This is a genomic window from Amycolatopsis sp. DSM 110486 (genome assembly GCF_019468465.1).
Lineage (GTDB): Bacteria > Actinomycetota > Actinomycetes > Mycobacteriales > Pseudonocardiaceae > Amycolatopsis.
This window is the reverse complement of record NZ_CP080519.1, coordinates 4,422,757-4,447,477: the sequence shown is the minus strand read 5'-3', so window position 1 is coordinate 4,447,477 and position 24,721 is coordinate 4,422,757. Positions and strand designations below refer to the sequence as shown.

Here is a 24,721-nt window from a genome sequence, read left to right as displayed (position 1 = left end):
TCCTCGGGAAACAAACCCGCCCCACGGATAGTTGAGCAAGGCAGACTCAACTAATCGAGGAGTGCACATGTCAGATCCCCGCCTCCTGCCCGTTCTCCCGCTCGATGACGACGTCGTGCTGCCGGGCATGGTTGTCCCGCTCGACCTCACCGACGCCGAGACCCGGGGCGCAGTGGAGTCCGCTCAGGCCAAGACGCCCGCGACGGCGTCGTTCCCCGGCATCCGCTCCGGCGCGGCCACCAAGGCCGAAGTGCTGATCGTCCCCCGCATCCACGGCGAGTACGCCGAGATCGGCACGGTCGCCACCGTCGAGCGCATCGGCCGGGTTCCCGGCGGCAAGGCCGCCGTTCTGCTGCGCGGCACCGGCCGCGCCGTGGTGGGCCGCATTGCGGACGGTCCCGGCGCCGCGCGCTGGGTCCACGCAGACGAGGCCACCGACTTCACCGACGACCGCTCCACGCACTTCGCGTCGGAGTACAAGGCCGTGGTCATCTCGCTGCTCCAGCAGCGTGGCGGCTGGCAGATGATCGACGCCGTCCAGCAGGTCGAGGAGCCCTCCGCGGTCGCCGACCTGTCCGGCAACGCGCCGTACCTGGCCACGGAGCAGAAGCTCGAACTGCTGACCACACTTGACGTGAGCAAGCGGCTCGAGAAGGCCATGGAGTGGAGCAAGGAGTACCTCGCCGAGCTCGAGGTGACCGACACCATCCGCAAGGACGTCCAAGAGGGTATGGACAAGCAGCAGAAGGAATTCCTGCTGCGCCGCCAGCTCGAGGCGATCCGCAAGGAGCTCGGTGAGCTCGACGGTTCCGACAAGGACGACGACTATCGCGCCCGCGTGGAGGCCGCCGACCTGCCCGACAACGTCAAGAAGGCCGCGCTGGCCGAGGTCGACAAGCTGGAGCGCACCTCCGAGCAGTCGCCCGAGGGCGGCTGGATCCGGACCTGGCTCGACACGGTGCTGGAGCTGCCGTGGAACGAGCGCACCGAAGACGTCTACGACATCGCCGCCGCGCGCGCCGTGCTCGACGCGGACCACGCGGGCCTCGACGACGTCAAGGAACGCATCATCGAGTACTTGGCCGTGCGCAAGCGTCGCGCGGAGTCGGGGCTCGGCCCGGTCGGCGGACGCCGTTCGGGTGCCGTGCTCGCCCTCGCGGGCCCTCCCGGTGTCGGCAAGACGTCGCTGGGCGAGTCCGTGGCGAAGGCCATGGGACGCAAGTTCGTGCGCGTCGCCCTCGGTGGCATCCGGGACGAGGCGGAGATCCGCGGGCACCGTCGTACCTACGTCGGCGCGCTGCCGGGCCGCATCGTGCGGGCCATCAAGGAGGCCGGCTCGATGAACCCGGTCGTGCTGCTCGACGAGATCGACAAGGTCGGCGCCGACTACCGCGGCGACCCGACGGCCGCCCTGCTGGAGGTGCTGGACCCGGAGCAGAACCACACGTTCCGCGACCACTACCTCGAGGTGGAGCTCGACCTGTCCGACGTCGTGTTCCTCGCGACGGCCAACGCGCTGGAGACCATCCCCGGCCCGCTGCTCGACCGCATGGAGCTCGTCACCCTCGACGGCTACACCGAGCACGAGAAGGTGACGATCGCCCGTGACCACCTGCTCCCGCGCGAGCTGGAGCGCGCCGGCCTCACGACCGGCGACGTGGTGATCACCGACGCGGCGTTCAGCCGGATCGCCGCCGAGTACACCCGCGAGGCGGGCGTGCGCGACGCGAACCGGACGATCGCCAAGCTGCTGCGCAAGATCGCGACGAAGGTGGCTCTGGACTCCGTTTCGCTGCCGGTGTCCTTGGACGCCGCGGACCTGGAAACCTACCTGGGCCGCCCGCGCCACGTGCCGGAGTCGTCCCTGCCCACCTCGACCCAGCGCACGTCCATCCCGGGCGTCGCGACGGGCCTGGCCGTGACCGGCGCGGGCGGTGACGTGCTCTACATCGAGGCGTCGCTGGCCGACCCGGAGAGCGGCTCGACGGGCCTTCAGCTCACCGGCCAGCTCGGTGACGTGATGAAGGAGTCGGTGCAGATCGCCCTGTCGTACCTGCGCTCGCACGGCGCGGAGCTCGAACTGCCCGTCAGCGACCTGAAGGACCGCGGCATCCACGTCCACGTCCCCGCGGGCGCGGTGCCGAAGGACGGCCCCTCGGCCGGCGTCACCATGACGACGGCTCTGGCTTCGCTCCTGTCCGGGCGTGTGGTTCGCGCGGATGTGGCGATGACCGGTGAGGTCTCGCTGACCGGCCGTGTGCTGCCGATCGGTGGGGTGAAGCAGAAGCTGCTCGCCGCGCACCGGGCCGGGATGAAGACGGTGATCATCCCGCAGCGCAACGAGCCGGACCTGGACGACGTGCCCGCCGAGGTGTTGTCGCAGCTGGATGTCCACGCTGTGGCGAATGTCGGCGAGGTGCTGGAGCTGGCTTTGACGCCTGCTTCGTCGGAGATTCCGCAGGCTGCGTGAGTCGCTTGTAGACAGACGGAAGGCCCTCGTTCCCTCGGGAACGGGGGCCTTTCACTTTTCGAAGGCCTCCACCACGACCCGCGCACTCTCGTCTCCGAAGGCACCGGCGCGCCTCTCGATATCGGCGAGCTGGGCAGCGGCGCGCGAGCAGGGGAACCCGAACCGCGCGAGCACCCGCTCCGACGCGAGCGTCAGCGCCGCCCGCGAGCGCTCGACGAACTCGGCGACCGGGTACTCCTCCCCCGCGGCGAAATGCTCTTCGACCACAGTGGACGGTGAATAGCACCGCTGCACCGAGGAATCCGGCCAGCGCACTCGGAACACCATCTCGGGCATGGGGGGCCTCCTCGCTGTTGCCGCGAGTGGACACCACTGACGTTTCGCCGATGTTGCGCGAAGGCGCGGGTGTGATCAGGGCAACAGCCCTCGGCGAACCCACTGCTCGGTGAACCGGTGCCGGCCGATGCCGACGGCGGCGAACTCGTCGCGGTGGGATCCGGCGTCGACGCCCAGGTGGCGGAGGGCTTGGGAAGCCGGAGAACCCTCGGGCGGGTTGACGAGCTCGTCTTCGGAGACGTGGATCGGGCCGAAGACGACGGCCCCCGATTCCCACACCTGGGCGGCTTCCAGCACGTAGGTCATCAGAAGTCGAGCTTTCGCCACTCGAAGTGGGCGCGCCAGGTGGTGTCGTGGGTGGCGAAGGCGAGGAAGGCCGTGGTGACGTCTTCGAGGGAGAGGACGTCGGTGCGGTAGTGGCGGTCCGGGGAGCCGTCGCGGTGTTCGAGGGCGTACAGGTTGCCGACAGCGCCGGCGGACTTGCCCTGGCCGACCTGGACGTAGGAGTCGCCGCGTTCGAGGATGGCGTACCAGTTGGCGGCGGAGAGGCGCTGCAGGGCGGCGCGGATGGCGGTGGGGTCGGGGTTTTCGAGGTGGGAGCCGTCGCACGCGGTCAGGGAGAGGGCGGCCGGGTTGTGGACGTCGTCGGTCTGCGGGTTGTACACGCCCAGGCCGTGGTGACGGGCCAAGTCCAGCACGACCCGCAGCACGACGCCGGCGAAGGACCAAGAGATGGGCATGACGACGGCGTCTTCATAGCGACTGAGGGCCGCCGACCAAGGCGCCTTTTCCAGATCGCCGGTCTCGAGGGCGTCGACGAGTTCGGGGTACCGCGCCGTCAACTCACGGTAGAACGCCGCCACCTGCGGGTGCCGTATCTCGCCGGGCTCGATCTCGAAGAGCTGCTCGTACTTGCGCTTCGCGTCGGCTGCGCTCATGGCCGCGGGCGCGAACCACACCGCGAGATCGAAACTCATCGGCACTTCCCCCCAGTTTGGGGACGAGCTTACGTCGCCTCCACGCGGCCGAGCATCGAAGCGAGCTTGGTGAGGGCGTAGTAGATGTCGATGTCGATCACGACCTGACGATGACGCTCCAGCGTCTCCGGCAGGCGGGTGAGCAGGGCGGGCGCGGTGGCGGGGTCGAGGAGGAGCTCGTCGAGCCGTGCCTGGCCGCCGAGGGCGTCGATGAGGGCCTGGACGTCCCAGTCGTCCCAGGCCTCGTACGTCGGGTCCTCGACGTCCACGTCGGACGGCACCGCCGCGCGGCACACGTAGATCATGAGGTGATCGAACTCGTCGAGGGCGCCGACGTGAGCCTCGTGCCAGCCCGGCGGCGGTGCGGGGAAGCTGCTGCGGAACGGCTGGAACCCGATGACCTCGCCCATGCCCGGAAGTCTGCCATCACACCCGGGTGTGAATCCCCTGGTCGGGCCTTTGATCACCCGAAATTGTCGGACCTCGCCGTTAGCCTGGCGGTGTACCGACTGGGGAGGACCACTGTGGAACTCACGACGCACCTGCCACCCGCCGACCGCGAACGGGTCGAGTCGCGGCTGGAGCACAACCTGATGGCGTGGCTCACCACCGTGCGGCCGGACGGGCAGCCGGTCACTGTGCCCGTGTGGTTCCTCACGCGCGGAGACGGAACGGTCCTGCTCTACAGCCGCCCTCACACGCGAAAGCTGCGCAACATCGCCGCCAACCCGAAAGTCAGCCTGGTGCTGGACGTCACCGACGTCGGCCGCAACGTCGTGCGGATCGAAGGCCTGGCCACGCCCGCGACAGCCCCGCCGGCCGACCGGAACCCCGCGTACCTGGCCAAGTACACCGAACGCATCGCGGCACTGTTCGACACGCCTGAGCGGTTCGCCGAGTTGTTCTCCGTCGCGGTGGTGGTGACGCCGACGAAGGTGAGCACCTCGTAAGACAGCACGTTTGTCGAATCGAGACTCTGCCGTGGGTGTATGTGAGGCGGCAGGACAGAGACGCTCCCATCGCTCCGGCTGGTCACCCACCCACCGGTCGACTTCGCGCTCCTACTCCAACATGGATTAGTCCTCGTCGGCCGGCGGCCGGTGCTGGAGGTTGGTTACGTCGTTCATGCCACCTTCAGCCAGTGGGACAATGTGATCGTATTGCGCTCGATTAATGGGACTGCATGATCCCCCGAGATCTCTTTCACAATCGCAGCATCTACCCCTATCGCGAAAGAACGCCGCCCTCTTTGCCGACTCCGGAATCTTTGCTGAATTGCAGGCAACAGCGATCCAGACCCGACGGAGGGCTGACCTGCACGTTCACGACCGTCCGCACCAGCAACAGGCGCCGCGGCCCACGAATGACCCACGCTCACATGCGCCGCGGCTAGAAACGCCACTCCCACCCGTTCGAGGTGCCTGGAGCTGGAGTCTTCGGCGGGGCCAGAGCGGGGTCGGTCGGAGCGAAGACCTTCGGCCCGTCCGGAAGAAGGATCAAGGTCCCCGACGCGGCCAGCGAAATCAACGGGATCTGGCCCGTGTACTTGCTGTTGGCGGCGTAGTGCTGCGGCAGCGGCTCGGACTTCGGGCATTCTCCCTTTTGGCTGACCTGGGTGGCTCCGTCCGCGCCCTTGATCTCGAACGCCCACGGGTTCAGGAGGGCGTAGACGGTCTCAAGATCGACGGGTGCGGCGGGCGTGTACGTCTTGACGGTGACATCGAGGAGCAGCATGTGTACGCCCTCCACGCGATCCTGGTAACACTCGGGGTCGACCTGGATCTTCGTGATCCAGAAGTCGAAAACCGGGTTGGGCGAGTCCGGGGTCCTCACCTCCGCGCGGTCGCCAACCTTCCTGATGATGTAGCCGTCCGAGGACAGCGTGGGGGCTGCTGTCGCGCTTGAGGACGGCGTGGTTGCCGTTGGCGCGAACGTGGCCGGCGCGGGGTGGTTCCCCGCTGGAGCCGTTGGTCCCGAGCATGCGCCGATCGCCAACGTGAGTGCGGCGAGCGAGAAGCCCAGGGTGCGTCTTCGGTACATGTCGGTGTCCCGTCACTCAGCCGAGCAGGTGTTCCGCGTAGTCGCGGCAAGGGCGCTCACCGGCAGGTGAGGCTCGAAAATCTGTGGGGCGTATGTGGGGCGGGCAACCGGAAACGGCCGCACACGCCTGCACACAGCCGCGCAACACAAGATCACCCCCGTGACCTGTTGGCGCTGGTCACGGGGGTGATTTGGCTGGTGTGGCAGGTGAGGGATTCGAACCCCCGAAGGCTGAGCCGTCTGATTTACAGTCAGATCCCTTTGGCCGCTTGGGTAACCTGCCATGGCCGGGTGACCGGCCGCGTAGAAGGATACCCAACGGTCCGACGCGCCGATCAACCGGGGACCCCACCAGGTGACAGGGGCTAGGCTGGTGGCCCCTGACGAGCGAGTACGAGGTGTGAGGACACGTGGCGGATCCCTCTTTCGACGTGGTGAGCAAGGTCGACCGCCAGGAGGTGGACAACGCCCTGAACCAGGCGAGCAAGGAGCTGGGCACCCGGTTCGACTTCCGGGGCACGGGCACGAGCATCGACTGGTCCGGCGAAGAAGCGCTCACCATCGAGTCGGAGACCGAGGAGCGGGCGCTCGCGGCCGTGGAGGTCTTCAAGGAGAAGCTGATCAAGCGCAGCATCTCGCTGAAGGCGTTCGAAGCCGGCGAGCCCGCGCTGTCCGGCAAGATCTACAAGATCGGCGGCAAGATCCTGCAGGGCATCGCGTCGGACAAGGCGAAGCAGATCGCCAAGTTCATCCGCGACGAAGGCCCGAAGGGCGTCCAGGCCCAGATCCAGGGCGACCAGCTGCGGGTGTCGGGCAAGAAGAAGGATCAGCTGCAGGACGTGATCGCCCTGTTGAAGGGCAAGGATTTCGAGATCGCGTTGCAGTTCACGAACTACCGCTGAGGCGCCGCGGGCATCCGGTCGCAGGGTGCCCGCTTCGACGTCCCCTCTGGTGACGTAGCGCGTTGACGGCGAGCGACTCCGGGCTGTCGCTGAGGAATCGCCAGTGCGGACGGCCGGCGGCCGCGGCCAGGACACCCCTCCGCCGACGCCCGAGGACGGTGGCGTCGTGTGGGGTTCGGCACTGACCGGACGACCAGACCGTCGACCGACGTCACTGCTGCTGAGCTGACCTGACGAACTGCGTCGGAGTTTGGCCGTAGCGGGATTTGAACGCGCGGATCAGGTGGCTGCTGTCCGAGAACTGCCAGCGGGCCGCGACTTCCGAAACGGTGGCGTGGCCCGTGGCCAGGTCCGAACGCGCGCGTTCCAGGCGGCGGCGCCGGACGTAGGCCGTGACGGACTCGTCGAAGCCGGCGAAGGCGCGTTGGAGGGTGCGGACCGAGACGTTCAGGTGGCGGGCCAGCACGGCCGGCGAGAGGTCCGCGTCCGGGAGCAGGGCGTCGGCGAGGTCGCGGGCGGCCTGGGCCAAGGCGGTGGCCAGCAAGGGGTCGGCGCAGTCAGCGTGGCCGAGGATGACGCCCTTCGCCAGTTCCACCAAGGACGCGCGCGCGGTGATGAGGCCGACCGGGGTGAAGGTGTCGACGGTGGCCTCGACGGCGCGGGTCTGGGCGAGCAGAAGGCGGACCTCCGCCGAGCCGGCGAGACCGATCACGTGCCGGTCGGCCAGGTGGGGGCGCAGCTGGTCGACGGGCAGCTGCAGGACGGTCGCGGTCGTGCGCGGCTCGACCTCGAACGTCCACGAGGGATCGTTGAGGCGCACCACGAACTGGCGTCTCCACACCCTCCACCACGGACGAACGCGGGCGCTGAGGTTCAACGGAGACGGCGTTCGCGTCCAATCGCGTGGCACCGGGGCGTTCCTAGCGTGAGGCGGAGCGCCGCCGGGGAGTCCGGCAGGCCCGGTACGGAAGGACCCGCCATGACCGCGGACCCGGCAGCACAGATGCTCGACCTGCTCACCGGCGGCTGGGTCGCCCAGACCCTGCGCGCCACGGCGGAGCTGAACATCGCCGACCACCTCGCCGACGGTCCCGCCACGGCCGAGCAGGTCGCGGAGCGTGAGGGCAGCGACCCCCGCACGACGTACCGGCTGATGCGCGCGGCGTCGTCGCTCGGGGTGCTCGGGTACGAGGGCGAGCGCCGCTTCGCGTTGACGCCGTTGGGCGAGCTGCTGCGCACGGGCGTGCCCGGCTCGATGCGGTCGCTCGTGCTGGTGCAGAACGAGCACGCGCACTGGCAGTCGTGGGAACGGCTGCCCGACGCCGTTCGCGCGGGCGGGTCGAAGGCGCGCGAAGTGCTCGGCGCGGACCTGTTCGGTTACTTCGCGCAACCGGAGAACGCCGAGGAGGCCGCGCTGTTCTCGCGTGCGATGGGAGATCTGTCCGGTTTGGTCACCCAGGGCGCGGTGGCCACGGTGGACACCACGGGCGTGACGACCGTCGTCGACGCCGGCGGTGCGGACGGCGACTTCGTGCTCGGCCTGATGGCCGCCGACCCCCGGCTGGAAGGACTGGTGCTCGACCTGCCGCACGTCGTGCCGGGCGCCCGCAAGGAGGCCGAACGGCGTGGGCTGGCCGGCCGCTTCACCGCCGTCGCGGGTGACTTCTTCGTCGAGGTACCGCCCGCGGACCTGTACCTGCTGAAGATGATCCTCCACGACTGGAACGACGAACGCTGCCTCACGATCCTGCGCAACTGCCGCGCCGCCGTGACCGAAGGCGGGCGGCTGCTGGTCGTCGAGATGGTGATCGGCGAGCTCGGCACGCCGGACTTCGCGACGCGCGTGGACATGAACATGCTCAACGTCACCGACGGCATGGAACGCGACCTGGACGAGTACGACGCCCTGTTCGCCGCGTCGGGCTGGCGGCGGGAGAGGACGTATCCGGTCGGCGGTGGTTACTCGGTGCTGGAACTCGTCACGACGCCGTGAACGTCCACGAGCCCTCGTACGCCTGGACCTCCACCAGCGTCGGGCCCGGCACGGGGAAGTCCGAAGTGGTGGCGCCGATCTCGTTGACCGCCAGGTCCATGGTGCCGCCGCCCTGGACCCAGACGGCGGAGTTGCCGCGCGAGCCGGTTTTGAAGGTCGCGTGGGTGACGCCCGCGGGGACCACCAGCACAGCGTCGCCCTTGCCGGCGTAGGGCTTGCCCGCCGTGACGGCAGGGAGGGTGCGGTGGTCGGAGAGGGTGGCAGTCCACGAGGAGTTCGCGTTGATCGTGAAGTTTCGGGAGGGGTCGCGGCCTTCGGTGACGTTGAACCAGACCGTGCCGTGGTACGCGCCGATGGCGTTGATGAGCGAATTCTCGTCGCCGTCGGTGTGGACGAAGATGTTGGAGTCGCAGTGCGGGCAGTCGAAGGTGAGGTAGCCGGGGACGTCGGTGGGCCACGACAACTGAACCGTGGCGTCGCCCTTGCCGGTGTGGGTTTCCGTCGGGGCTTCCAGGCGACGCGGGGGCGGGGGCGGCGCGACCGAAGTCGACGAAGGCGCGTCGACACCCAGCGACCCGAGGATCACCCCGCGCCCCGACGGCTGGACGCTGCACGAGGCCGTGACCAGGCCCGCGAGCAGCAGCACCGCAACACGCCCGCGGACGCGCGTCATCAGACATTCCCCCTCGTGAGCCGCCGCGCGGCTCTCAGGTGATCTTTCGTCACCCTTTGACGATCCGTTACCTCCACCTGACACCCGATCGGGCGGGTCAAACCCCTCGACCGAGTGGAGTCCTGGCGCTGACCTGCGGAAGCGCCGCAAAGCGGGCCGGAACGGAAGCGGTTGCGTGGTGTAATCGCGCGGCCCGCCCGCGAGAGAGGTTCGCCGATGCGCCGTTGGACACCCGTGATCGCCTTCCTCACGTCACTGGTGGTGCTGGCCGCCGGGCTCACGCCCGCGTCGGCCGTGGTCGACAAGCAGCAGCTGGTGCCGGGGTACGGCTCGTACGCGCGGCTGATCCGGCTGCAGTTCTCGCCGTTCGGCAAGGGGCACATCCTCGCGTCGCTCACGAGTGAGGACGGCGGCGGCAAGTTCACGCCCATCATGGAGAGCACCGACGAGGGCGCGAGCTTCCACAAGATCGGCGAGATCCGCGACCCCGACGGCAAGCTCGGCGAATGCTGCGGCACCCTCTACGAGCTGCCCCAACGCGTCGGCCGGCTGCGCGCGGGCACCGTGCTGTGGGCGGCCAGCTACCGGCAGGACGCGGGCGCCCAGCGGCGCATCGGCATCAAGGTCTGGGCCAGCTCCGCCGGCGGGAAGCGCTGGACGTACCTGTCCGAGGCCGCGATCTCGCACAACCACGACGGCATCTGGGAACCCGAGTTCACCGTCGACGCCGGCGGCACGCTCTGGCTGCACTACGCCGACGAGACCCAAGCCCCGAAGTACGCGCAGGTGCTCAACCGCGTCGCGTCCACCGACGGGATCCACTGGGGCACCAAGCAGCTCACGCTGGCCATCCCGCCCGACCGCGTCCGCCCGGGCATGCCGATCATCCGGCGCCTGCCCGACGGCCGGTACTGGTTCAGCTACGAGATCTGCAACTACGGCGACCGCTACTGCGACCCGTACTACAAGATCTCCGCGGACGGCGCGAACTGGGGCGATCCGGCCGATCCGGGCACGCGCGTGAACACGGCCGGCGGCAACTACTTCCAGCACGCGCAGACCGTCACGCTCTTCCCCGGCGGCCCCAACGGCGTGCGGCTCGTGATGGTCGGGCAGATCTACACCAACGCCAAGGGCACGCCCGTCGCCGGCAACGGCCAGACCTTGCTCGCCAACGACAACCTCGGCGCCGGCAACTGGTACCCGCTGCCCGCCCCCATCCTCATCACCGGCATCTACAACAACTTCTGCCCCAACTACTCGTCCACGCTGCTGCCGGTCGACGGCGGGAAGAGCGTGCTGGAGGTCGCGACCGAGTACAACCTCGGCTGCAAGGCCTACTTCGGCAAAGGTCCGATGGGCTGACACACTCACTCGGGACGGTGAACGCCACGAGTGAGGAGACGGATGAAGGGCATCGTGCTGGCGGGGGGCAGCGGGACGCGGCTGCACCCGATCACGCAGGCCGTGTCGAAGCAGCTGCTGCCGGTCTACGACAAGCCGATGATCTACTACCCGATCTCGGTGCTCATGCTGGCCGGCATCCGCGAGATCCTGGTGATCTCCACGCCCGCCGACCTGCCGAACTTCCGGCGCCTGCTGGGTGACGGCAGCCAGTTCGGGCTGTCGTTCAGCTTCGCCGAGCAGCCCAGCCCCAACGGTCTGGCCGAGGCCTTCGTCATCGGCGCCGATTTCGTGGGCGACGACTCCGTGGCCCTCGTCCTGGGCGACAACATCTTCTACGGCCAGGGTTTCTCGCGCACCCTGCAGGACGCGTCGACCGACCTCGACGGCTGCGTGCTGTTCGGATACCGCGTCAAGGACCCCGAGCGCTACGGCGTCGGCGAGATCGACGGGTCCGGCAAGCTCGTGTCGATCGAGGAGAAGCCGGTGAAGGCGCGCTCGAACAACGCGATCACCGGGCTGTACTTCTACGACAACGGCGTCGTCGACATCTCGCGCGCGCTGAAGCCGTCGCACCGCGGCGAGCTGGAGATCACGGACGTCAACCTCACCTACCTGCGCGAAGGCCGCGCCACCCTCATCGAGCTCAGCCGCGGCTTCGCCTGGCTCGACACGGGCACGCACGACTCGCTGCTGGAGGCCGGGCAGTTCGTGCAGGTGCTGGAACACCGCACCGGGGTGCGCATCGCCTGTCTCGAGGAGATCGCGGCGCGCATGGGCTTCATCAGCGCGGACGAGTGTTATGCGCTGGGGACGAAGCTGGCGAAATCGGGGTATGGGGATTACGTGATGAGTGTGGCGCAGTCGTTGGGTGCGACCGGGGCGTAGCTCCGCTCAGAAGCCCCGCGCCATCGCTTCCAGGCGGCGGATGCGGTCCTCGATCGGCGGGTGCGTGGAGAACAGCTTCGACAGCCCCGCGCCCGGGCGGAACGGGTTGGCGATCATCAGGTGGGACTGCGAGACGACGGCCGGTTCGGGGGCCAGAGGCGCCGCGCGCGTGCCCGCCTCCAGTTTGCGCAGGGCCGAGGCCAGGGCGAGCGGGTCGCCCGTGAGCTCGGAGCCCGAGGCGTCCGCCTGGTATTCGCGGGAGCGGCTGACGGCGAGCTTGATCACCGACGCCGCGATGGGGCCGACGAGGACGAGCAGCAGGGACACGAACGGGTTGCCGTCGCGGCTGTTGCCGCCGAAGAAGAAGGCCAGGTTGGCGAGCACGCTGATGACGCTGGCGAGCGCGCCGGCGACGCAGGAGATCAAAATATCCCGGTTGTAGACGTGCGACAGTTCGTGGCCGAGGACCGCTCGTAGCTCGCGCTCGTTGAGCAGGTCGAGGATGCCCGCGGTGCAGCACACGGCGGCGTGTTGCGGGCTGCGGCCGGTGGCGAACGCGTTGGGCGCGACCGTCGGGCTGAGGTAGAGCGCGGGCATCGGCTGGCGCGCGGTGGTGGCCAGCTCGCGCACGATGCGGTACATCGCGGGCTGCTCGACCTCCGACACGGGCCGCGCGCGCATGGCGCGCAGGGCGAGCTTCTCGGAGTTGAAGTAGGCATACGCGTTGACCCCGAGGGCCAGCACCAGGCCGATGATCAGCGCGCCGCGGCCGAAGAGGCTGCTGATCGCGATGATGATCGCCGACAGCAGACCGAGCAGCAATGCCGTCTTCAGCCCGTTCTGGTGTTTGTGCACGCGGCTCGCCTCCGTCCGCTCTCAGGGGTGATTACTCATCGGAAACAACGCGATCGGGCGACCCGAAGTTCCTTCGCATGATCCACCGGCGGGTTATGGTCGGGAAAGTGATCATCCTCGGCGGAGGTGGGCGATGCGCGGTCCCGAACTGAGCCGACGAGGGCTGTTCGCCCTGGCCACCGTGGGTGTAGCGGGTGTCTGCCTGCCCGGGACCGCGTTTGCGGAGCAGGTGAGCGTCGTCGACGTCGGCGGGGCGCTCACGGCCGTCGCGGTGAATCCGCTCACGGGGCTGGTGTATGTGACCGACTCGAACTCCGGCTCCGTCGCCGTGATCGACCCGGCCGCGGGGCGCGTGACCACGATCATCACGGTCGGCGGCAAGCCCAGCGACGTCGCCGTGGACTCGGCCGCCAACCGCGTGTATGTGGCCAACCCGCCGGGCGGCACCGTGATCGCGCTCGACGCGCTCAGCCACCAGACGATGAGCGTCGTCGGCGCGGGCGCCGGCGCGTCGTCGCTCGCCGTGGACTCGGCGGCGAACAAGGTCTACGCGGTGAGCGACACCTTGGGGACGCTCGCCATCCTCGACACGCTGAGCCTCACCACGCAGCGGATCGTGGCGGCGCCGAAGCCGAGCCTCGCTGGGATCGCGCTCGACACCGGGCGGCGCATCGCCTACTGCACGAGCCCCACTACCGACTCGGTCGAGGTGTACGACATCGACGCCGGCAAGTTCACGAGCAGCGCCGGGGTCGGCGCGTCGCCCACGGGTGTGGTGGTGCACGAGGCGAGCGGCACCGTGTTCGTGGCCAACTCGGCGATCCACCACATGTCCATTGTGGACGCCGTGACGCGCGAGCAGAGCAAGACCGTGTTGCTGCGCAGCGAAGCTTCGGCGATCGCCGTGCACCAAGGCACCGACACGATCTACACCAACGGCGGCCAGAACGGACTGTCCCGAGTGGACGGCAAAGCCGGCGTGCTGACAGGCGAACTGAGCCTCGGCGTGAACCCGGGCGACGTGGCCGTCGACCAGCGTTCGCGCGCCGTTTACGTGACGGATCCCTTGCACGGAACCGTTTCCGTCATCCGCAATTTCTGACGCCGCACCTGGTGTAACTCCAGGTATACGTTCGGTCATATGAAACTCGGACTGCAGATCCCCAACTTCACCTGGCCAGGAGGTCCGTCGAAGCTCGGCGCCGACCTCGCCTCCGTCGCGCGCTCGGCCGACCAGGCCGGCTTCGAGTACCTGGCGGTGATGGACCACTTCTTCCAGATCCGCGGCGTCGGACCGAGCGAGAACGAGATGCTCGAGGCGTACACGGCGCTGGGCTTCCTCGCGGCGCACACCGAGCGCGCGAAGCTGCTCACGGTGATCACCGGCGTGATCTACCGCCACCCGGGCCTGCTCGCGAAGGCCATCACGACCCTCGACGTGCTTTCCGGCGGCCGCGCGGTGCTCGGCATCGGCGCCGGCTGGAACGAGGAGGAGTCGAAGGGCCTCGGCTTCCCGTTCCCGTCCACCGCGGAGCGCTTCGAGCTGCTCGAGGAGAACCTGCAGTACATCCTGCAGATGTGGGGCGAGGGCGACGCCGCGTTCTCCAGCAAGCACTTCGAGGCCGAGCGCCTGCTCAACTCGCCGCAGCCGATCACGCGCCCCCACCCCCCGATCATGATCGGCGGCGGCGGCGAAAAGAAGACGCTGCGCTTCGTCGCCAAGTACGGCGACGCGTGCAACATCTTCAACACCCCCGACCTGGAACACAAGCTCGATGTGCTCAAGCAGCACTGCGAGAACGAGGGCCGCGACTACGACGAGATCACCAAGACCGTCTACCACACCCTCGACATCGGCGCCGACGGCGAGAAGACGGGCGAGCTCCTGGCCGAGCTGGAGCGTCTGCACGGCCTGGGCTTCCACGCGGCGATCGGCAGCATCCCGACGTTGCCGGATGTGTCGGTGATCGAGAAGTTCGCGAAGGACGTCATCCCGGCGGTCGAGAAGCTCGCATGAAACTGGGATTGCACCTCCCCCAGCTGACCTGGCCGAACGGTCCGGCGGCACTCGGGCCCGACCTCGCCACGGTGGCCAAAGCCGTGGACGAGGCCGGGTTCGAGTACCTGTCGGTGATGGACCACTTCTTCCAGATCTCGCGCTACGGCCCGCCCGAGCGCGAAATGCTGGAGGCGTACACGACGTTGGGGTTCCTCGCCGCGCACACTTCGCGGGTCAAGCTGCTCACGCTGGTCAGCGGTGTGATCTACCGGCACCCGGGCCTGCTCGCGAAGGCCGTCACAACCCTCGACGTGCTCTCCGGCGGCCGCGCGATCCTCGGCATCGGCGCCGGCTGGAACGAAGAGGAAGCGAAGGGCCTCGGCTTCCCGTTCCCGCCGCTCAAGGAGCGCTTCGAACAGCTGGAAGACGCCCTGCGCTACGTCCTGCAGATGTGGGCCGAAGGCGACGACGCGTTCTCCGGCAAGCACTTCGAGGCCGAGCGCCTGCTCAACTCGCCGCAGTCGCTGCAGCGCCCCCACCCGCCGATCCTCATCGGCGGCAGCGGCGAGAAGAAGACGCTGCGGTTCGTCGCGCAGTACGCCGACGTCTGCAACCTCTTCCCCGGCCCGGACCTACCGCACAAGCTCGACGTGCTCAAGCAGCACTGCGCCGCCGTCGGCCGCGACTACGACGAGATCACTAAAACCGTCGCGCTGTGGCTCGACATCGGCGAGAACGGTGAGAAGACCGGGCAGCTCCTCGACGAGCTGGGGCAGCTCGCCGAGCTCGGCGTCCAGGCCGCCATGGGGTGGATCCCGGGTGTGCCCGATCCGCGGGTGATCGAGAAGTTCGGCACCGACGTAACCCCAGCGGTGGAGAAGCTCTAGACCACCGCCGCAACACAGTCACAATCCCTCGCCGGGGTGCGGGAAAAACCCACGCACCCCGGCGCGGCGTTTACTCTCCGCACACGCCGCCGGGCAAGGTAAAGACCACGCCAATCCCCTGCTCCCACCAGGCGAACAAGCCGGGAAAAGCGCTGCGAACCGGGCCGAGCACATCTCATTCGGAAAACGGTGGTCCACCGCTCACACGCTCGCTGTAACGACCCCCCGCTGGTCATCGACGTGTCTAGCACGCAAGCCGCGAGCCGAGGAGCCCGTTGATGACCACATGCCGACTCTGCGGTTCGACAGCTCTGGTGAGTGTCGTCGATCTCGGAGCGACCCCGCCGTGTGAGCGGTTCCTGACCGCGGAACAGCTGGTCGAGCCCGAGAACACCTACCCGCTGCACCTGCAGGTCTGCACGGAGTGCTGGCTGGCGCAGATCCCCCCGCTGATCACTCCCGAGGACACGTTCACCGATTACGCGTACTTCTCGTCGTACTCGACCTCGTGGGTCGAGCACGCCAAGCAGTACGTCACCGAATCGGCCGAGCGGCTCGGGCTGGGGTCCGGCTCGTTCGTGGTCGAGGTGGCGAGCAACGACGGTTACCTGCTGCAGCACGTCGTCGAGCGGGGCATCCGGTGCCTGGGCATCGAGCCGTCGGTGAACGTCGGGCAGGCGGCGCGCGACAAGGGCGTGCCGACGAAGACGGCGTTCCTCAGTCCCGAGACGGGGCGCGACGTGCGTGAGGAACACGGGCCGGCGGACCTCGTCGCGGCGAACAACGTGTACGCGCACATCCCCGACATCATCGGCTTCACCCACGGCCTGCGCGCCCTGGTGGCCGACGACGGCTGGGTCAGCATCGAGGTGCAGCACCTGCTCACGCTGATCAGCGAGAACCAGTACGACACGATCTACCACGAGCACTTCCAGTACTACACCGTGGAATCCGCGCGCCGGGCGCTCGCGGTCGGCGGACTGTCCGTTGTGGACGTCGAGCTGCTGCCGACGCACGGTGGCTCGATCCGCCTGTGGGCGCGACCGATGGAGGTCGCCGGCGAGCCGAGCGCGCGGATGGTCGACGTGCTGGAGCGCGAGAAGGCCGCGGGCCTGCACGAGCTGTCGGGCTACACCGAGTTCGCCGAGCGCGTCACGCGCGTGCGCCTCGACCTGCTGGAGTTCCTGGTCAAGGCGGCCAAGGAGGGCAAGACCGTGGTGGGCTACGGCGCACCCGGCAAGGGCAACACGCTGCTGAACCACTGCGGCATCCGCCCCGATGTGCTCGCCTACACCGTCGACCGCAACCCGTACAAGCACGGCCGGTACACCCCGGGCACGCGCGTGCCGATCCTCGAACCCGAGCGGATCGCGGCCGACAAGCCCGACTACGTCCTCGTCCTTCCCTGGAACCTCAGGAAGGAACTCACCGAACAACTGTCCTATGTAGACGACTGGGGCGGGCGGCTCGTGTTCCCGATCCCCCGTCTCGAGATCGTCGAGGTGAAGCAGTGAAGGTAGTCCTGTTCTGCGGCGGCTACGGCATGCGAATGCGCAACGGAGACGCCTCCGACGTGCCCAAGCCGATGGCCATGGTCGGCCCGAGACCGCTGATCTGGCACGTGATGCGCTACTACGCGCACTTCGGCCACACCGAGTTCGTGCTGTGCCTGGGCTACGGCGCCCACCACATCAAGGAGTTCTTCCTCAACTACAAGGAGACGACGTCCAACGACTTCGTGCTCCGCGGCGGAAAACCCGAACTCCTGAGCACCGACATCTCCGACTGGACCATCTCCTTCGTGCAGACCGGCATCGAGTCGCCGATCGGCGAGCGCCTGCGCCGCGTGCGCGAGTACCTCGACGGCGACGAGATGTTCCTCGCCAACTACGCCGACGTGCTCACCGACGCGCCGCTGGACAAGATGGTCGAGCGCTTCGAGCAGACCGACGCCGGCGCGTCGATGATGGTCGTGCCGCCGCAGTCTTCGTTCCACTGCGTGGAGATGGACGAGGGTGGGCTCATCGGCGCGATCACCCCGGTCAGCGACATGCCGCTGTGGGAGAACGGCGGGTACTTCGTGCTGCGCCAGGAGATCTTCGACCACATCCCCGAAAACGGCGACCTCGTCGCCGACGGCTGCGGCGAGCTCGCCAAGCGCGGCCGGCTGCTGGCCTACCCGTACCGCGGATTCTGGAAGCCGACTGACACCGTGAAGGAACGCTTCGCGCTCGACGAGGGCTACACCCGCGGCGACCGGCCGTGGGCGCTGTGGGAACGGGACCGGGTGCACGCGTGATCAGGCTCGGCACGGAAAAGCTCGACAGCGTCGTGGTGCTGGGTGCGCACTGCGACGACATCGCCATCGGCGCCGGCGGGACGCTGCTCACGATCTGCGAGCAGCGGCCCGGTCTCCGCGTCGACGCGCTGGTGCTGTCGGGCGGCGGCACCGAACGCGAGGCCGAGGAACGGGCCGCGCTCGCCGCGTTCTGCCCGGGCGCGGACCTCGACGTCACGGTGCTGAAGCTCCCCGACGGCCGCCTCCCGGCACACTGGGACGAGGCCAAGAACGCGCTGGAGGAGCTCAAGCAGCGCACCGACCCGGACGTGGTCTTCGCACCGCGCACGGCCGACGCGCACCAGGACCACCGCGGCCTCGCGCAGCTGGTTCCCACGGTCTACCGCGGGTACCTGGCGCTGGGCTACGAGATCGTGAAGTGGGACGGCGACCTCGGCCGCCCCCCGGCCTACGTCCCGCTCGCGGACGAGCTGGCCGAGCAGAAGGTGCGGCTGCTGCAGGAGCACTACGCCTCCCAGCGGCACCGCCCCTGGTACGACCGCGAGGCCTTCCTTGGCCTCGCGCGCATCCGCGGCATCGAGTGCCAGCAGCGGTACGCGGAAGCGTTCGAACTGAACAAACTCGTTCTCGACCTGAGGGGCTGACTGACATGCGGGTGTTGCTGACCGGGCACACGGGATACCTCGGCACGGTGATGGCGCCGGTGCTCACCGAAGCCGGGCACGACGTCGTCGGCCTCGACTCGGGGCTCTTCGCGAGCTGCCTGCTGGGCCCGGCACCGAAGGACCTGCCGACGATCAACGTGGACCTGCGCGACGTGCGGCCCGAGCACCTCGAGGGCTTCGACGCGGTGATCCACCTGGCCGCGCTGTCGAACGACCCGCTGGGCTCGCTCGCGCCGGAGCTCACCTACGACATCAACCACCACGCGTCGGTCCGGCTCGCGCAGCTGGCCAAGGACGCCGGCGCCGGCTGGTACCTCTACGCGTCCACCTGCTCGGTCTACGGCGCCTCGGGCGGCAGCGGCCTGGTCGACGAGGACGCGCCGCTGCGGCCGGTCACGCCGTACGCCGAGTCGAAGGTGCGTGTGGAGGACGAGGTTTCCAAGCTCGCGGACGACGACTTCACGCCGGTGTACATGCGCAACGCCACCGCGTTCGGCTTCTCGCCGCGGCTACGCGCGGACATCGTGCTCAACAATCTCGTCGGCCACGCCTACCTCTCGGGCGAGGTGCTCGTGCTGTCCGACGGCACGCCGTGGCGGCCGCTGGTCCACGCGCGTGACATCGCCCGCGCCTTCACCGCCGCGCTCGACGCGCCGCGCGAGGCCGTGCACAACAAGGCGTTCAACATCGGCACCGAGCGCAACAACGTGACGGTGGCGGAGATCGCGCAGGAGGTCGTGGAGGCCGTGCCGGGCTCCAAGCTGCGGATCACCGGCGAGGCCGGTGCCGACCCGCGCTCGTACCGCGTGGACTTCTCGCGCTTCCGCGAGGCGATCCCGGGCTTCGAGTGCGAGTGGGGGGTGAAGGACGGCGCGCTGCAGCTGATCGACGCCTACCGCGCCTACGAGCTCACCAAGCAGCAGTTCGAGCGCCGCTTCACGCGGCTCAACTGGCTGTCCGACCGGCAGGCCGAGGGGGCCGTCGACGACACGCTGCGGCAGCGCTGATGCTCACGGGGGGCGAGATGCACGCGCTGGTGGAGCGGCTGTACCCGCTCTGCCGCAGCATCACGGGGGACGGCGTCCGGCAGACGCTGGCGATCGTCGGTGAGCACCTGGACCTGCGGGTGCACGAGGTGCCCACCGGCACGCAGGTGCTGGACTGGACCGTGCCGCAGGAGTGGAACATCCGCGACGCGTACGTCGCGGATGCCTCCGGCCGGCGCGTGATCGACTTCCGCGAGTCGAACCTGCACGTGGTCGGTTACAGCGTGCCGGTGGACGAGACGATGAGCCTCGCCGAGCTGCGCGGGCGCCTGCACACGCTGCCCGAAAGCCCCTCCTGGGTCCCCTACCGCACCAGCTACTACTCGCTCACCTGGGGTTTCTGCGTCGCGCAGGACGTGCTCGACGCGTTGCCCGAGGGCGATTACCACGTGAAGATCGACTCGACGCTGGCCGACGGCTCGCTCACCTACGGCGAGCACGTCGTGCCCGGCGAGGTGAGTGACGAGGTGATCGTGTCGTGCCACGTCTGCCACCCGTCGCTGGCCAACGACAACCTCGCGGGCATCGCGGTGGCCGTGTCGCTGGCGCAGGAGCTGGCTGTCGAGAAGCCGCACTTCACGTACCGCTTCCTGTTCATGCCGGGCACGATCGGCGCGATCACGTGGCTCGCGCGCAACGTTGAGCACGTCGACCGCGTGAAACACGGCGTGGTGCTGGCCTGCGCGGGTGACCGCGGCTCGCTCACGTACAAGCGCAGCCGCCGCGGTGACGCGGACATCGACCGCGTGATGGCCCACGTGCTCAAGGACAAGCCGCACGAGATCCGCGAGTTCTCGCCCTACGGCTACGACGAGCGGCAGTTCTGCTCCCCCGGCTTCAACCTCGGCGTCGGATCCCTGACGCGCACGCCGTACGCGGGCTACCCGGAGTACCACACGTCGGCCGACAACCCGGCCTTCGTTTCGCCGGAAGCCATGGAGGACACGCTCGACACGCTGCAGACTGCGTTCTCCGTGCTGGAGCGCAACCGCCGCTACGTGAACCTCAGCCCCTACGGCGAGCCGCAGCTCGGCAAGCGCGGGCTGTACGACTCGCTCGGCGGCCGCAGCGACGCCAAGGAAGCGCAGCTGGCGATGCTCTGGGTGCTGTCCTACTCCGACGGCGAGCACAGCCTCCTCGACATCGCCGAACGCGCGGGCCTGCCGTTCGGCGCCGTGGCCACCGCGGCCCAGGCACTGCAGGTCGCCGGCCTGCTCAAGGAGTGAGCCCGGTGCCCGGGATCCTGCGTTCGCGGGCCGTCCGCGCCATGGCGGGGCGGCTGAGCTGGGGCCTGGGCGACCAGGCCGTGTCGAGCCTGACCAACTTCGTCGTGGGCCTCTACGTCGCGCGGTCTCTGGGCGCGGCGGCGTTCGGCCTGTTCAGCATCGCGTGGGTCACCTACGGCGTGATCCTCAACGTCTCACGCGGCCTGGCCACCGACCCGCTGATGGTGCGGTTCTCCGGTGGCGCCAAGTCGCGCTGGCGCGAGGCGCTCGGCCAGGCCGTGGGCACGGCGCTGCTCGTCGGTGTCGCGAGCGGGATCGTGAGTGTCCTTTTCGGACTTCTCGTGGGCGGTTCGCTCGGCGGCGCGTTCGTGGCGCTCGGTGTGGTGCTGCCGTTCCTGCTGGTGCAGGACTCGTGGCGGTTCGGGTTCTTCGCCGCGGGCACCGGGCAGAAGGCGTTCGTGAACGACGGGATCCAGGCCGTGGCGCTGTTCCCGGCGCTGGTGATCGGTGCGCGGTACGGCACCGTGGTCGCGTTCCTGCTGGCCTGGGGCTGTTCGGCCGGTGTCGCGGCGGCGTTCGGGTGGGTGCAGACGAGCGTGCTGCCGCGGCTGGGCGGGGTGCGCTCGTGGCTGCGCGACCACCGTGAGCTGGGCGTGCGCTACCTGCTGGAAAACGTGAGCAACAGCGGGTCTTCGCAGCTGCGCGCGTATGGGCTGGGCGCGGTTGCCGGCCTCGCCGCGGTCGGCACGGTGCGCGGCGCCGAGCAGCTGCTCGGGCCGTTCCTCGCGTTGCTGATGGGGCTTTCGCTGGTCACGGTAGCGGAGGGCGCGCGGGTGCTGCAGCGCTCGCCGCACCGGCTGTGGCACTTCTGCGTGGTCCTCGGCGGCGTGCAGGCCGCGGCCGCGCTGGCGTGGGGCCTCGGGTTGCTGCTGCTCATCCCGGCCGAGGCCGGGCGGTTCGTGCTCGGTTCGCTGTGGGACACCTCGTCGCTGCTGATCCTGCCGGTCACGTTCGCGGTGGTCGGCGCGAGCTTCACGACGGGCGCGACGGCGGGTCTGCGGGCGCTCGGCACGGCGAAGCGCAGCTTGCGTTCGCAGCTGATCGCTTCGGTGTTCTACGTCGTGTTCGGCCTGATCGGCGCCGCGCTCGGTGGTGCGGCCGGGTCGGAGTGGGGCGTCGCGATCGCGACGATCACCGGTTCGGCCGTGTGGTGGTGGCAGCTGCGGATCGCGCTGCGTGACCACTTCGCCATCGCCGACAACCTGCCCACCGCACCGGCGCAGCGCACCGGCGAGCATTCCCTCGAGTTCCACCCGGTGTCGGGTTCGTTCAGCCATGAAGAGCTTCATTCGGCGTCAGACGGAATGACAGAAATGAGAACGGGATGAGCACGGTTCCCCGGCTGACCATCGGTCTGCCCGTGTACAACGGCGAGGAGTTCCTGGGCGAGGCGCTCGACGCCTTGCTCGGTCAGACGTACGAGGACTTCGAACTGGTCATCTCCGACAACGCGTCGGCCGACGGCACCGAAGAGATCTGCCGCCAGTACGCGGTGAAGGACTCGCGCATTCGCTACGTGCGCCAGGCCCGCAACGTCGGCGCGACGCCGAACCACAACGTGCTGCTCGACATGGCGCGCGGCGAGCTGTTCAAGTGGGCCTCGCACGACGACCTCTACGGGCGCGAGCTGCTGGCCAAGTGCATCGCGGTGCTCGACGAGCGGCCCGAGGTCATCGTGGCGCACTCGCACCAGGCGATCATCGATGGGAACGGCGCGGTGACCGTGCCGCTGGAGTACGTGCACAAGACCGACGCGCCGCGGCCGTCGACGCGGTTCAAGAGCCTGCTGTTCGAACCCGGCGGCGACGACTTCTACGGCGTGATGCGCACCGACGTGCTGCGCCGAGTCACGCCGATGGACAGCTACCACCACGCCGACCGCACCTACGTGGCCGAGCTGGCGTTGCACGGGCCGTTCCACCAGGTGCCGGAGCTGCTGTACTTCCGCCGCGACCACCCGGACCGCGCCGAGCGTGCGAACCCGAGCAAGCGCTCGCGGTGCGCGAACCTCGATCCCAAGCGCGGCAACCCGGTCACGAACCCGACGGCGCGGTTGCTGGCCGAATACGTGTGGGGTTACGTGCACGGTATCCGCACGGCGCCGCTGTCTTCGCGCGAACGCCGCGCGTGCTACCTCGCGCTGGTCGAGTGGTTCTCGAGCCGGGCGCGCCCGGGCGGCGGCGGGGAGCGAGTCGAGGACCGCGCACCGGTGGCGGCCGACGAGCTGTCGATGACCGTCGACCTCGTGGTGGCCGGACGCGAACGGCGGGTTTCGTGACCACACGCGTCGGTGTGTTCGGGCTCCTGGGCTCGGGCAACCTCGGCAACGACGGGTCGCTGGAAGCCGTGCTCGGTTTCCTGCGCGCGGAACACCCGGACGCCGCGGTGACGGCGTTCTGCGGCGGACCGGAGGTCGTGCAGGCCCGCTACGGCGTGCCCGCGGTCCGGCTGAACTGGTACTCCGACGAGTACCGCACGGCGGCCGGCGTACGCGCGATCGCCACGAAGGCGCTGGGCAAGCTCGTCGACGTGGTGCGCACGGCGCTCTGGGTGCGCCGCCAGAACGTGGTGATCGTGCCGGGCATGGGGGTGCTGGAGGCGACGCTCCCGTTACGGCCGTGGGGTTTCCCCTACGCGTTGTTCCTGCTTTCGCTGCTGGGGCGGCTGTTCGGCACGAAGGTGGCGCTGGTCAGCGTGGGCGCGGACCGGATCAGCATGCCGGCCACGCGGTTCCTGGTGCGGCAGGCGGCGCAGCTCGCCGCGTACCGGTCCTACCGCGACGAGCTGTCGCGTTCGGCCATGGCGGGCATGGGCGTGCGGACCGCGGGTGACGGCGTGTACCCGGACCTCGCGTTCGCGTTGCCGACGCCGGTCGCGGACGAAGATCCCCGGGCCGTGGGCGTCGGCGTGATGGCCTACTACGGCGGGAACGAGGACCGGTCGCGGGGCGAGGAGATCTACCGGTCCTATGTGGATTCCCTGACGGAGTTCGTGCGGTACCTCGTGGCCGACGGCCGGCCGGTGCGGCTGTTCATCGGCGACCGCGCCGACCTCGCTGTGGTGGACGAGATCGTGGCCGCGGTGGACTCACCGCTGGTCACGGCCGAGCCGCCGGGGTCGCTGGGCGAGCTGATGACCGCGATGGCCGGCGTGGGCACGGTGGTGGCCACTCGCTATCACAACGTGCTGTGCGCGCTGAAGGCCGGGAAACCGACTGTCGCGATCGGTTACGCGAAGAAGAACGACGTGCTGATGGCGGAAATGGGCCTCGGCGAGTTCTGCCAGGAAGCGCGGTCGGTGGACGTGCCGCGGCTGATCGCGCAGTTCGAGGAGCTGGAAAGCCGCGCCTCGGAACTGAAAGCGACGCTGGACGAACGCAACGAGGACAACAAGCAACGTCTGAAATCCCAGTTCGCCGTGCTCTCGTCCACGCTCTTCCCCGTTTCGGAGGCCCGATGAAAGCCATTCCCGTGCCGGCGATCTCCGGCCTGATCCTCTTCCAGCCGACCCCGCACCGCGACGAGCGCGGGTTCTTCTCGCGCACCTTCGACGCGGACGTCGCGCGGTCCGTCGGCATCGACCCGGACGCGTTCGTGCAGGACAGCGTGTCGCGGTCGGTGCGGGGCGTCGTGCGGGCGATGCATCTGCGCTCGGGCGCCGGTGAGGCGAAACTGGTCCGGTGTTCGTTCGGCGAGGTGTTCGACGTGGTCGTGGACCTGCGGCCGGAGTCGCCGACTTTCCGGGCCATGGAAACGTTCCGGCTTTCCGGCGACACGCAGGTGAGCATTTACATCCCGGCCGGGTGCGCGCACGGCTTTCAAGCACTTTCCGATATCGCTGACGTCTCGTATCGCATCGATCGCGTGCACAATCCGGACGAAGACGTCAGTATCGCCTACAACGATCCCGAACTCGCGATTCCGTGGCCGCTGCCGCCCACGCTGATGTCCGAACGCGACAAGACCGCGCCCTCGCTGGCTGAGGCGCTGCAGACCTAGAAG

General features: G+C 68.9%; 26 protein-coding genes and 1 tRNA gene. 18 read left to right on the top strand and 9 right to left on the bottom strand.

The genetic code is table 11. From position 1 onward, the window contains the following. Positions 1-67: 67 nt before the first annotated feature. A complete protein-coding gene (lon, locus tag K1T34_RS21635; RefSeq protein WP_220246036.1) occupies positions 68-2,470 on the top strand; it encodes an endopeptidase La in 2,403 nt (800 codons plus the stop codon). A gap of 51 nt (positions 2,471-2,521) precedes the next feature. On the opposite strand, the gene K1T34_RS21630 is transcribed toward lon, so the two are convergent. From K1T34_RS21630 to K1T34_RS21615, 4 genes are all read right to left on the bottom strand, one after another. After that, positions 2,522-2,806, bottom strand: a complete 285-nt coding sequence (locus tag K1T34_RS21630; protein ID WP_220246035.1) for an MSMEG_0570 family nitrogen starvation response protein — start codon at positions 2,804-2,806, stop codon at positions 2,522-2,524. 75 nt (positions 2,807-2,881) lie between these two features. Next, positions 2,882-3,112 carry a hypothetical protein gene (locus K1T34_RS21625; RefSeq protein WP_220246034.1) on the bottom strand — a complete coding sequence of 77 codons (231 nt, stop codon included), beginning with the start codon at positions 3,110-3,112 and terminating at the stop codon, positions 2,882-2,884. Beyond that, positions 3,112-3,783, bottom strand: coding sequence for a hypothetical protein (locus K1T34_RS21620; protein ID WP_220246033.1), 672 nt, complete (start codon positions 3,781-3,783; stop codon positions 3,112-3,114). Before K1T34_RS21620 ends, K1T34_RS21625 begins: the two co-directional genes overlap by 1 nt. 29 nt (positions 3,784-3,812) lie before the next feature. Beyond that, positions 3,813-4,193, bottom strand: coding sequence for a hypothetical protein (locus K1T34_RS21615; protein ID WP_220246032.1), 381 nt, complete (start codon positions 4,191-4,193; stop codon positions 3,813-3,815). Positions 4,194-4,307: 114 nt separating this feature from the next. On the opposite strand from K1T34_RS21615, the gene K1T34_RS21610 reads away from it, so the two are divergent. Next, positions 4,308-4,733 carry a TIGR03667 family PPOX class F420-dependent oxidoreductase gene (locus tag K1T34_RS21610; protein WP_220246031.1) on the top strand — a complete coding sequence of 142 codons (426 nt, stop codon included), beginning with the start codon at positions 4,308-4,310 and terminating at the stop codon, positions 4,731-4,733. A gap of 439 nt (positions 4,734-5,172) precedes the next feature. Here K1T34_RS21610 and K1T34_RS21605 read toward each other — a convergent pair whose 3' ends face one another. Both K1T34_RS21605 and K1T34_RS21600 read right to left on the bottom strand, forming a co-directional pair. After that, positions 5,173-5,616, bottom strand: coding sequence for a hypothetical protein (locus K1T34_RS21605; RefSeq protein WP_220246030.1), 444 nt, complete (start codon positions 5,614-5,616; stop codon positions 5,173-5,175). Between the two features lie 408 nt (positions 5,617-6,024). Beyond that, positions 6,025-6,106: transfer RNA gene (locus K1T34_RS21600), tRNA-Tyr, on the bottom strand. A 127-nt stretch (positions 6,107-6,233) separates the two neighbouring features. Between K1T34_RS21600 and K1T34_RS21595 the strand changes: the two genes are divergently transcribed. Next, positions 6,234-6,725 (top strand): YajQ family cyclic di-GMP-binding protein, encoded by a 492-nt coding sequence (locus K1T34_RS21595; protein ID WP_220246029.1) that lies wholly within the window; start codon positions 6,234-6,236, stop codon positions 6,723-6,725. Positions 6,726-6,936: 211 nt separating this feature from the next. Here K1T34_RS21595 and K1T34_RS21590 read toward each other — a convergent pair whose 3' ends face one another. After that, positions 6,937-7,566: a helix-turn-helix transcriptional regulator gene (locus K1T34_RS21590; protein ID WP_220246028.1), complete on the bottom strand. Its 630-nt coding sequence runs from the start codon at positions 7,564-7,566 to the stop codon at positions 6,937-6,939. Between the two features lie 138 nt (positions 7,567-7,704). On the opposite strand from K1T34_RS21590, the gene K1T34_RS21585 reads away from it, so the two are divergent. Next, positions 7,705-8,718 (top strand): methyltransferase, encoded by a 1,014-nt coding sequence (locus K1T34_RS21585; protein WP_220246027.1) that lies wholly within the window; start codon positions 7,705-7,707, stop codon positions 8,716-8,718. On the opposite strand, the gene K1T34_RS21580 is transcribed toward K1T34_RS21585, so the two are convergent. Then, on the bottom strand, positions 8,705-9,391 hold the full coding sequence (locus K1T34_RS21580) for a hypothetical protein (RefSeq protein ID WP_220246026.1): 687 nt from the start codon (positions 9,389-9,391) through the stop codon (positions 8,705-8,707). The two genes, K1T34_RS21585 and K1T34_RS21580, sit on opposite strands and share 14 nt — an antisense overlap. 216 nt (positions 9,392-9,607) lie before the next feature. Here K1T34_RS21580 and K1T34_RS21575 point away from each other — a divergent pair, with 216 nt between their 5' ends. Then, complete coding sequence (locus K1T34_RS21575) at positions 9,608-10,756, top strand: exo-alpha-sialidase (protein WP_220246025.1); 1,149 nt, start codon at positions 9,608-9,610, stop codon at positions 10,754-10,756. A gap of 42 nt (positions 10,757-10,798) precedes the next feature. Beyond that, positions 10,799-11,683: a glucose-1-phosphate thymidylyltransferase RfbA gene (gene rfbA, locus K1T34_RS21570; RefSeq protein WP_220246024.1), complete on the top strand. Its 885-nt coding sequence runs from the start codon at positions 10,799-10,801 to the stop codon at positions 11,681-11,683. Positions 11,684-11,689: 6 nt separating this feature from the next. On the opposite strand, the gene htpX is transcribed toward rfbA, so the two are convergent. Further along, entirely contained in the window at positions 11,690-12,538 is an 849-nt protein-coding gene (gene htpX / locus K1T34_RS21565; protein WP_220246023.1) for a zinc metalloprotease HtpX, read from the bottom strand. Between the two features lie 133 nt (positions 12,539-12,671). On the opposite strand from htpX, the gene K1T34_RS21560 reads away from it, so the two are divergent. The 12 genes from K1T34_RS21560 to rfbC all read left to right on the top strand — a co-directional run bounded on the left by K1T34_RS21560 (position 12,672) and on the right by rfbC (position 24,718). Then, positions 12,672-13,640: a YncE family protein gene (locus tag K1T34_RS21560; RefSeq protein WP_220246022.1), complete on the top strand. Its 969-nt coding sequence runs from the start codon at positions 12,672-12,674 to the stop codon at positions 13,638-13,640. 39 nt (positions 13,641-13,679) lie between these two features. Next, positions 13,680-14,555, top strand: a complete 876-nt coding sequence (locus K1T34_RS21555; protein WP_220246021.1) for an LLM class F420-dependent oxidoreductase — start codon at positions 13,680-13,682, stop codon at positions 14,553-14,555. After that, on the top strand, positions 14,552-15,424 hold the full coding sequence (locus K1T34_RS21550) for an LLM class F420-dependent oxidoreductase (protein WP_220246020.1): 873 nt from the start codon (positions 14,552-14,554) through the stop codon (positions 15,422-15,424). Before K1T34_RS21555 ends, K1T34_RS21550 begins: the two co-directional genes overlap by 4 nt. A gap of 278 nt (positions 15,425-15,702) precedes the next feature. Next, entirely contained in the window at positions 15,703-16,938 is a 1,236-nt protein-coding gene (locus tag K1T34_RS21545) for a class I SAM-dependent methyltransferase (protein ID WP_220246019.1), read from the top strand. Then, complete coding sequence (locus K1T34_RS21540; RefSeq protein WP_220246018.1) at positions 16,935-17,723, top strand: glucose-1-phosphate cytidylyltransferase; 789 nt, start codon at positions 16,935-16,937, stop codon at positions 17,721-17,723. Before K1T34_RS21545 ends, K1T34_RS21540 begins: the two co-directional genes overlap by 4 nt. Beyond that, complete coding sequence (locus K1T34_RS21535; protein ID WP_220246017.1) at positions 17,720-18,367, top strand: PIG-L deacetylase family protein; 648 nt, start codon at positions 17,720-17,722, stop codon at positions 18,365-18,367. The genes K1T34_RS21540 and K1T34_RS21535 overlap by 4 nt, the downstream gene beginning before the upstream one ends. A gap of 5 nt (positions 18,368-18,372) precedes the next feature. Next, positions 18,373-19,395 carry an NAD(P)-dependent oxidoreductase gene (locus K1T34_RS21530; protein ID WP_220246016.1) on the top strand — a complete coding sequence of 341 codons (1,023 nt, stop codon included), beginning with the start codon at positions 18,373-18,375 and terminating at the stop codon, positions 19,393-19,395. Continuing rightward, positions 19,395-20,660: a DUF4910 domain-containing protein gene (locus K1T34_RS21525; protein WP_220246015.1), complete on the top strand. Its 1,266-nt coding sequence runs from the start codon at positions 19,395-19,397 to the stop codon at positions 20,658-20,660. Before K1T34_RS21530 ends, K1T34_RS21525 begins: the two co-directional genes overlap by 1 nt. A 41-nt stretch (positions 20,661-20,701) precedes the next feature. Continuing rightward, on the top strand, positions 20,702-22,048 hold the full coding sequence (locus K1T34_RS21520; protein ID WP_255638779.1) for a hypothetical protein: 1,347 nt from the start codon (positions 20,702-20,704) through the stop codon (positions 22,046-22,048). Then, entirely contained in the window at positions 22,045-22,998 is a 954-nt protein-coding gene (locus K1T34_RS21515; protein WP_220246014.1) for a glycosyltransferase family A protein, read from the top strand. The genes K1T34_RS21520 and K1T34_RS21515 overlap by 4 nt, the downstream gene beginning before the upstream one ends. Beyond that, positions 22,995-24,179 carry a polysaccharide pyruvyl transferase family protein gene (locus K1T34_RS21510; RefSeq protein WP_220246013.1) on the top strand — a complete coding sequence of 395 codons (1,185 nt, stop codon included), beginning with the start codon at positions 22,995-22,997 and terminating at the stop codon, positions 24,177-24,179. Before K1T34_RS21515 ends, K1T34_RS21510 begins: the two co-directional genes overlap by 4 nt. Further along, the gene (gene rfbC, locus K1T34_RS21505) at positions 24,176-24,718 is read left to right on the top strand and encodes a dTDP-4-dehydrorhamnose 3,5-epimerase (protein ID WP_220246012.1); all 543 of its coding nucleotides are present in this window, start codon (positions 24,176-24,178) and stop codon (positions 24,716-24,718) included. The genes K1T34_RS21510 and rfbC overlap by 4 nt, the downstream gene beginning before the upstream one ends. Positions 24,719-24,721: the final 3 nt, after the last annotated feature.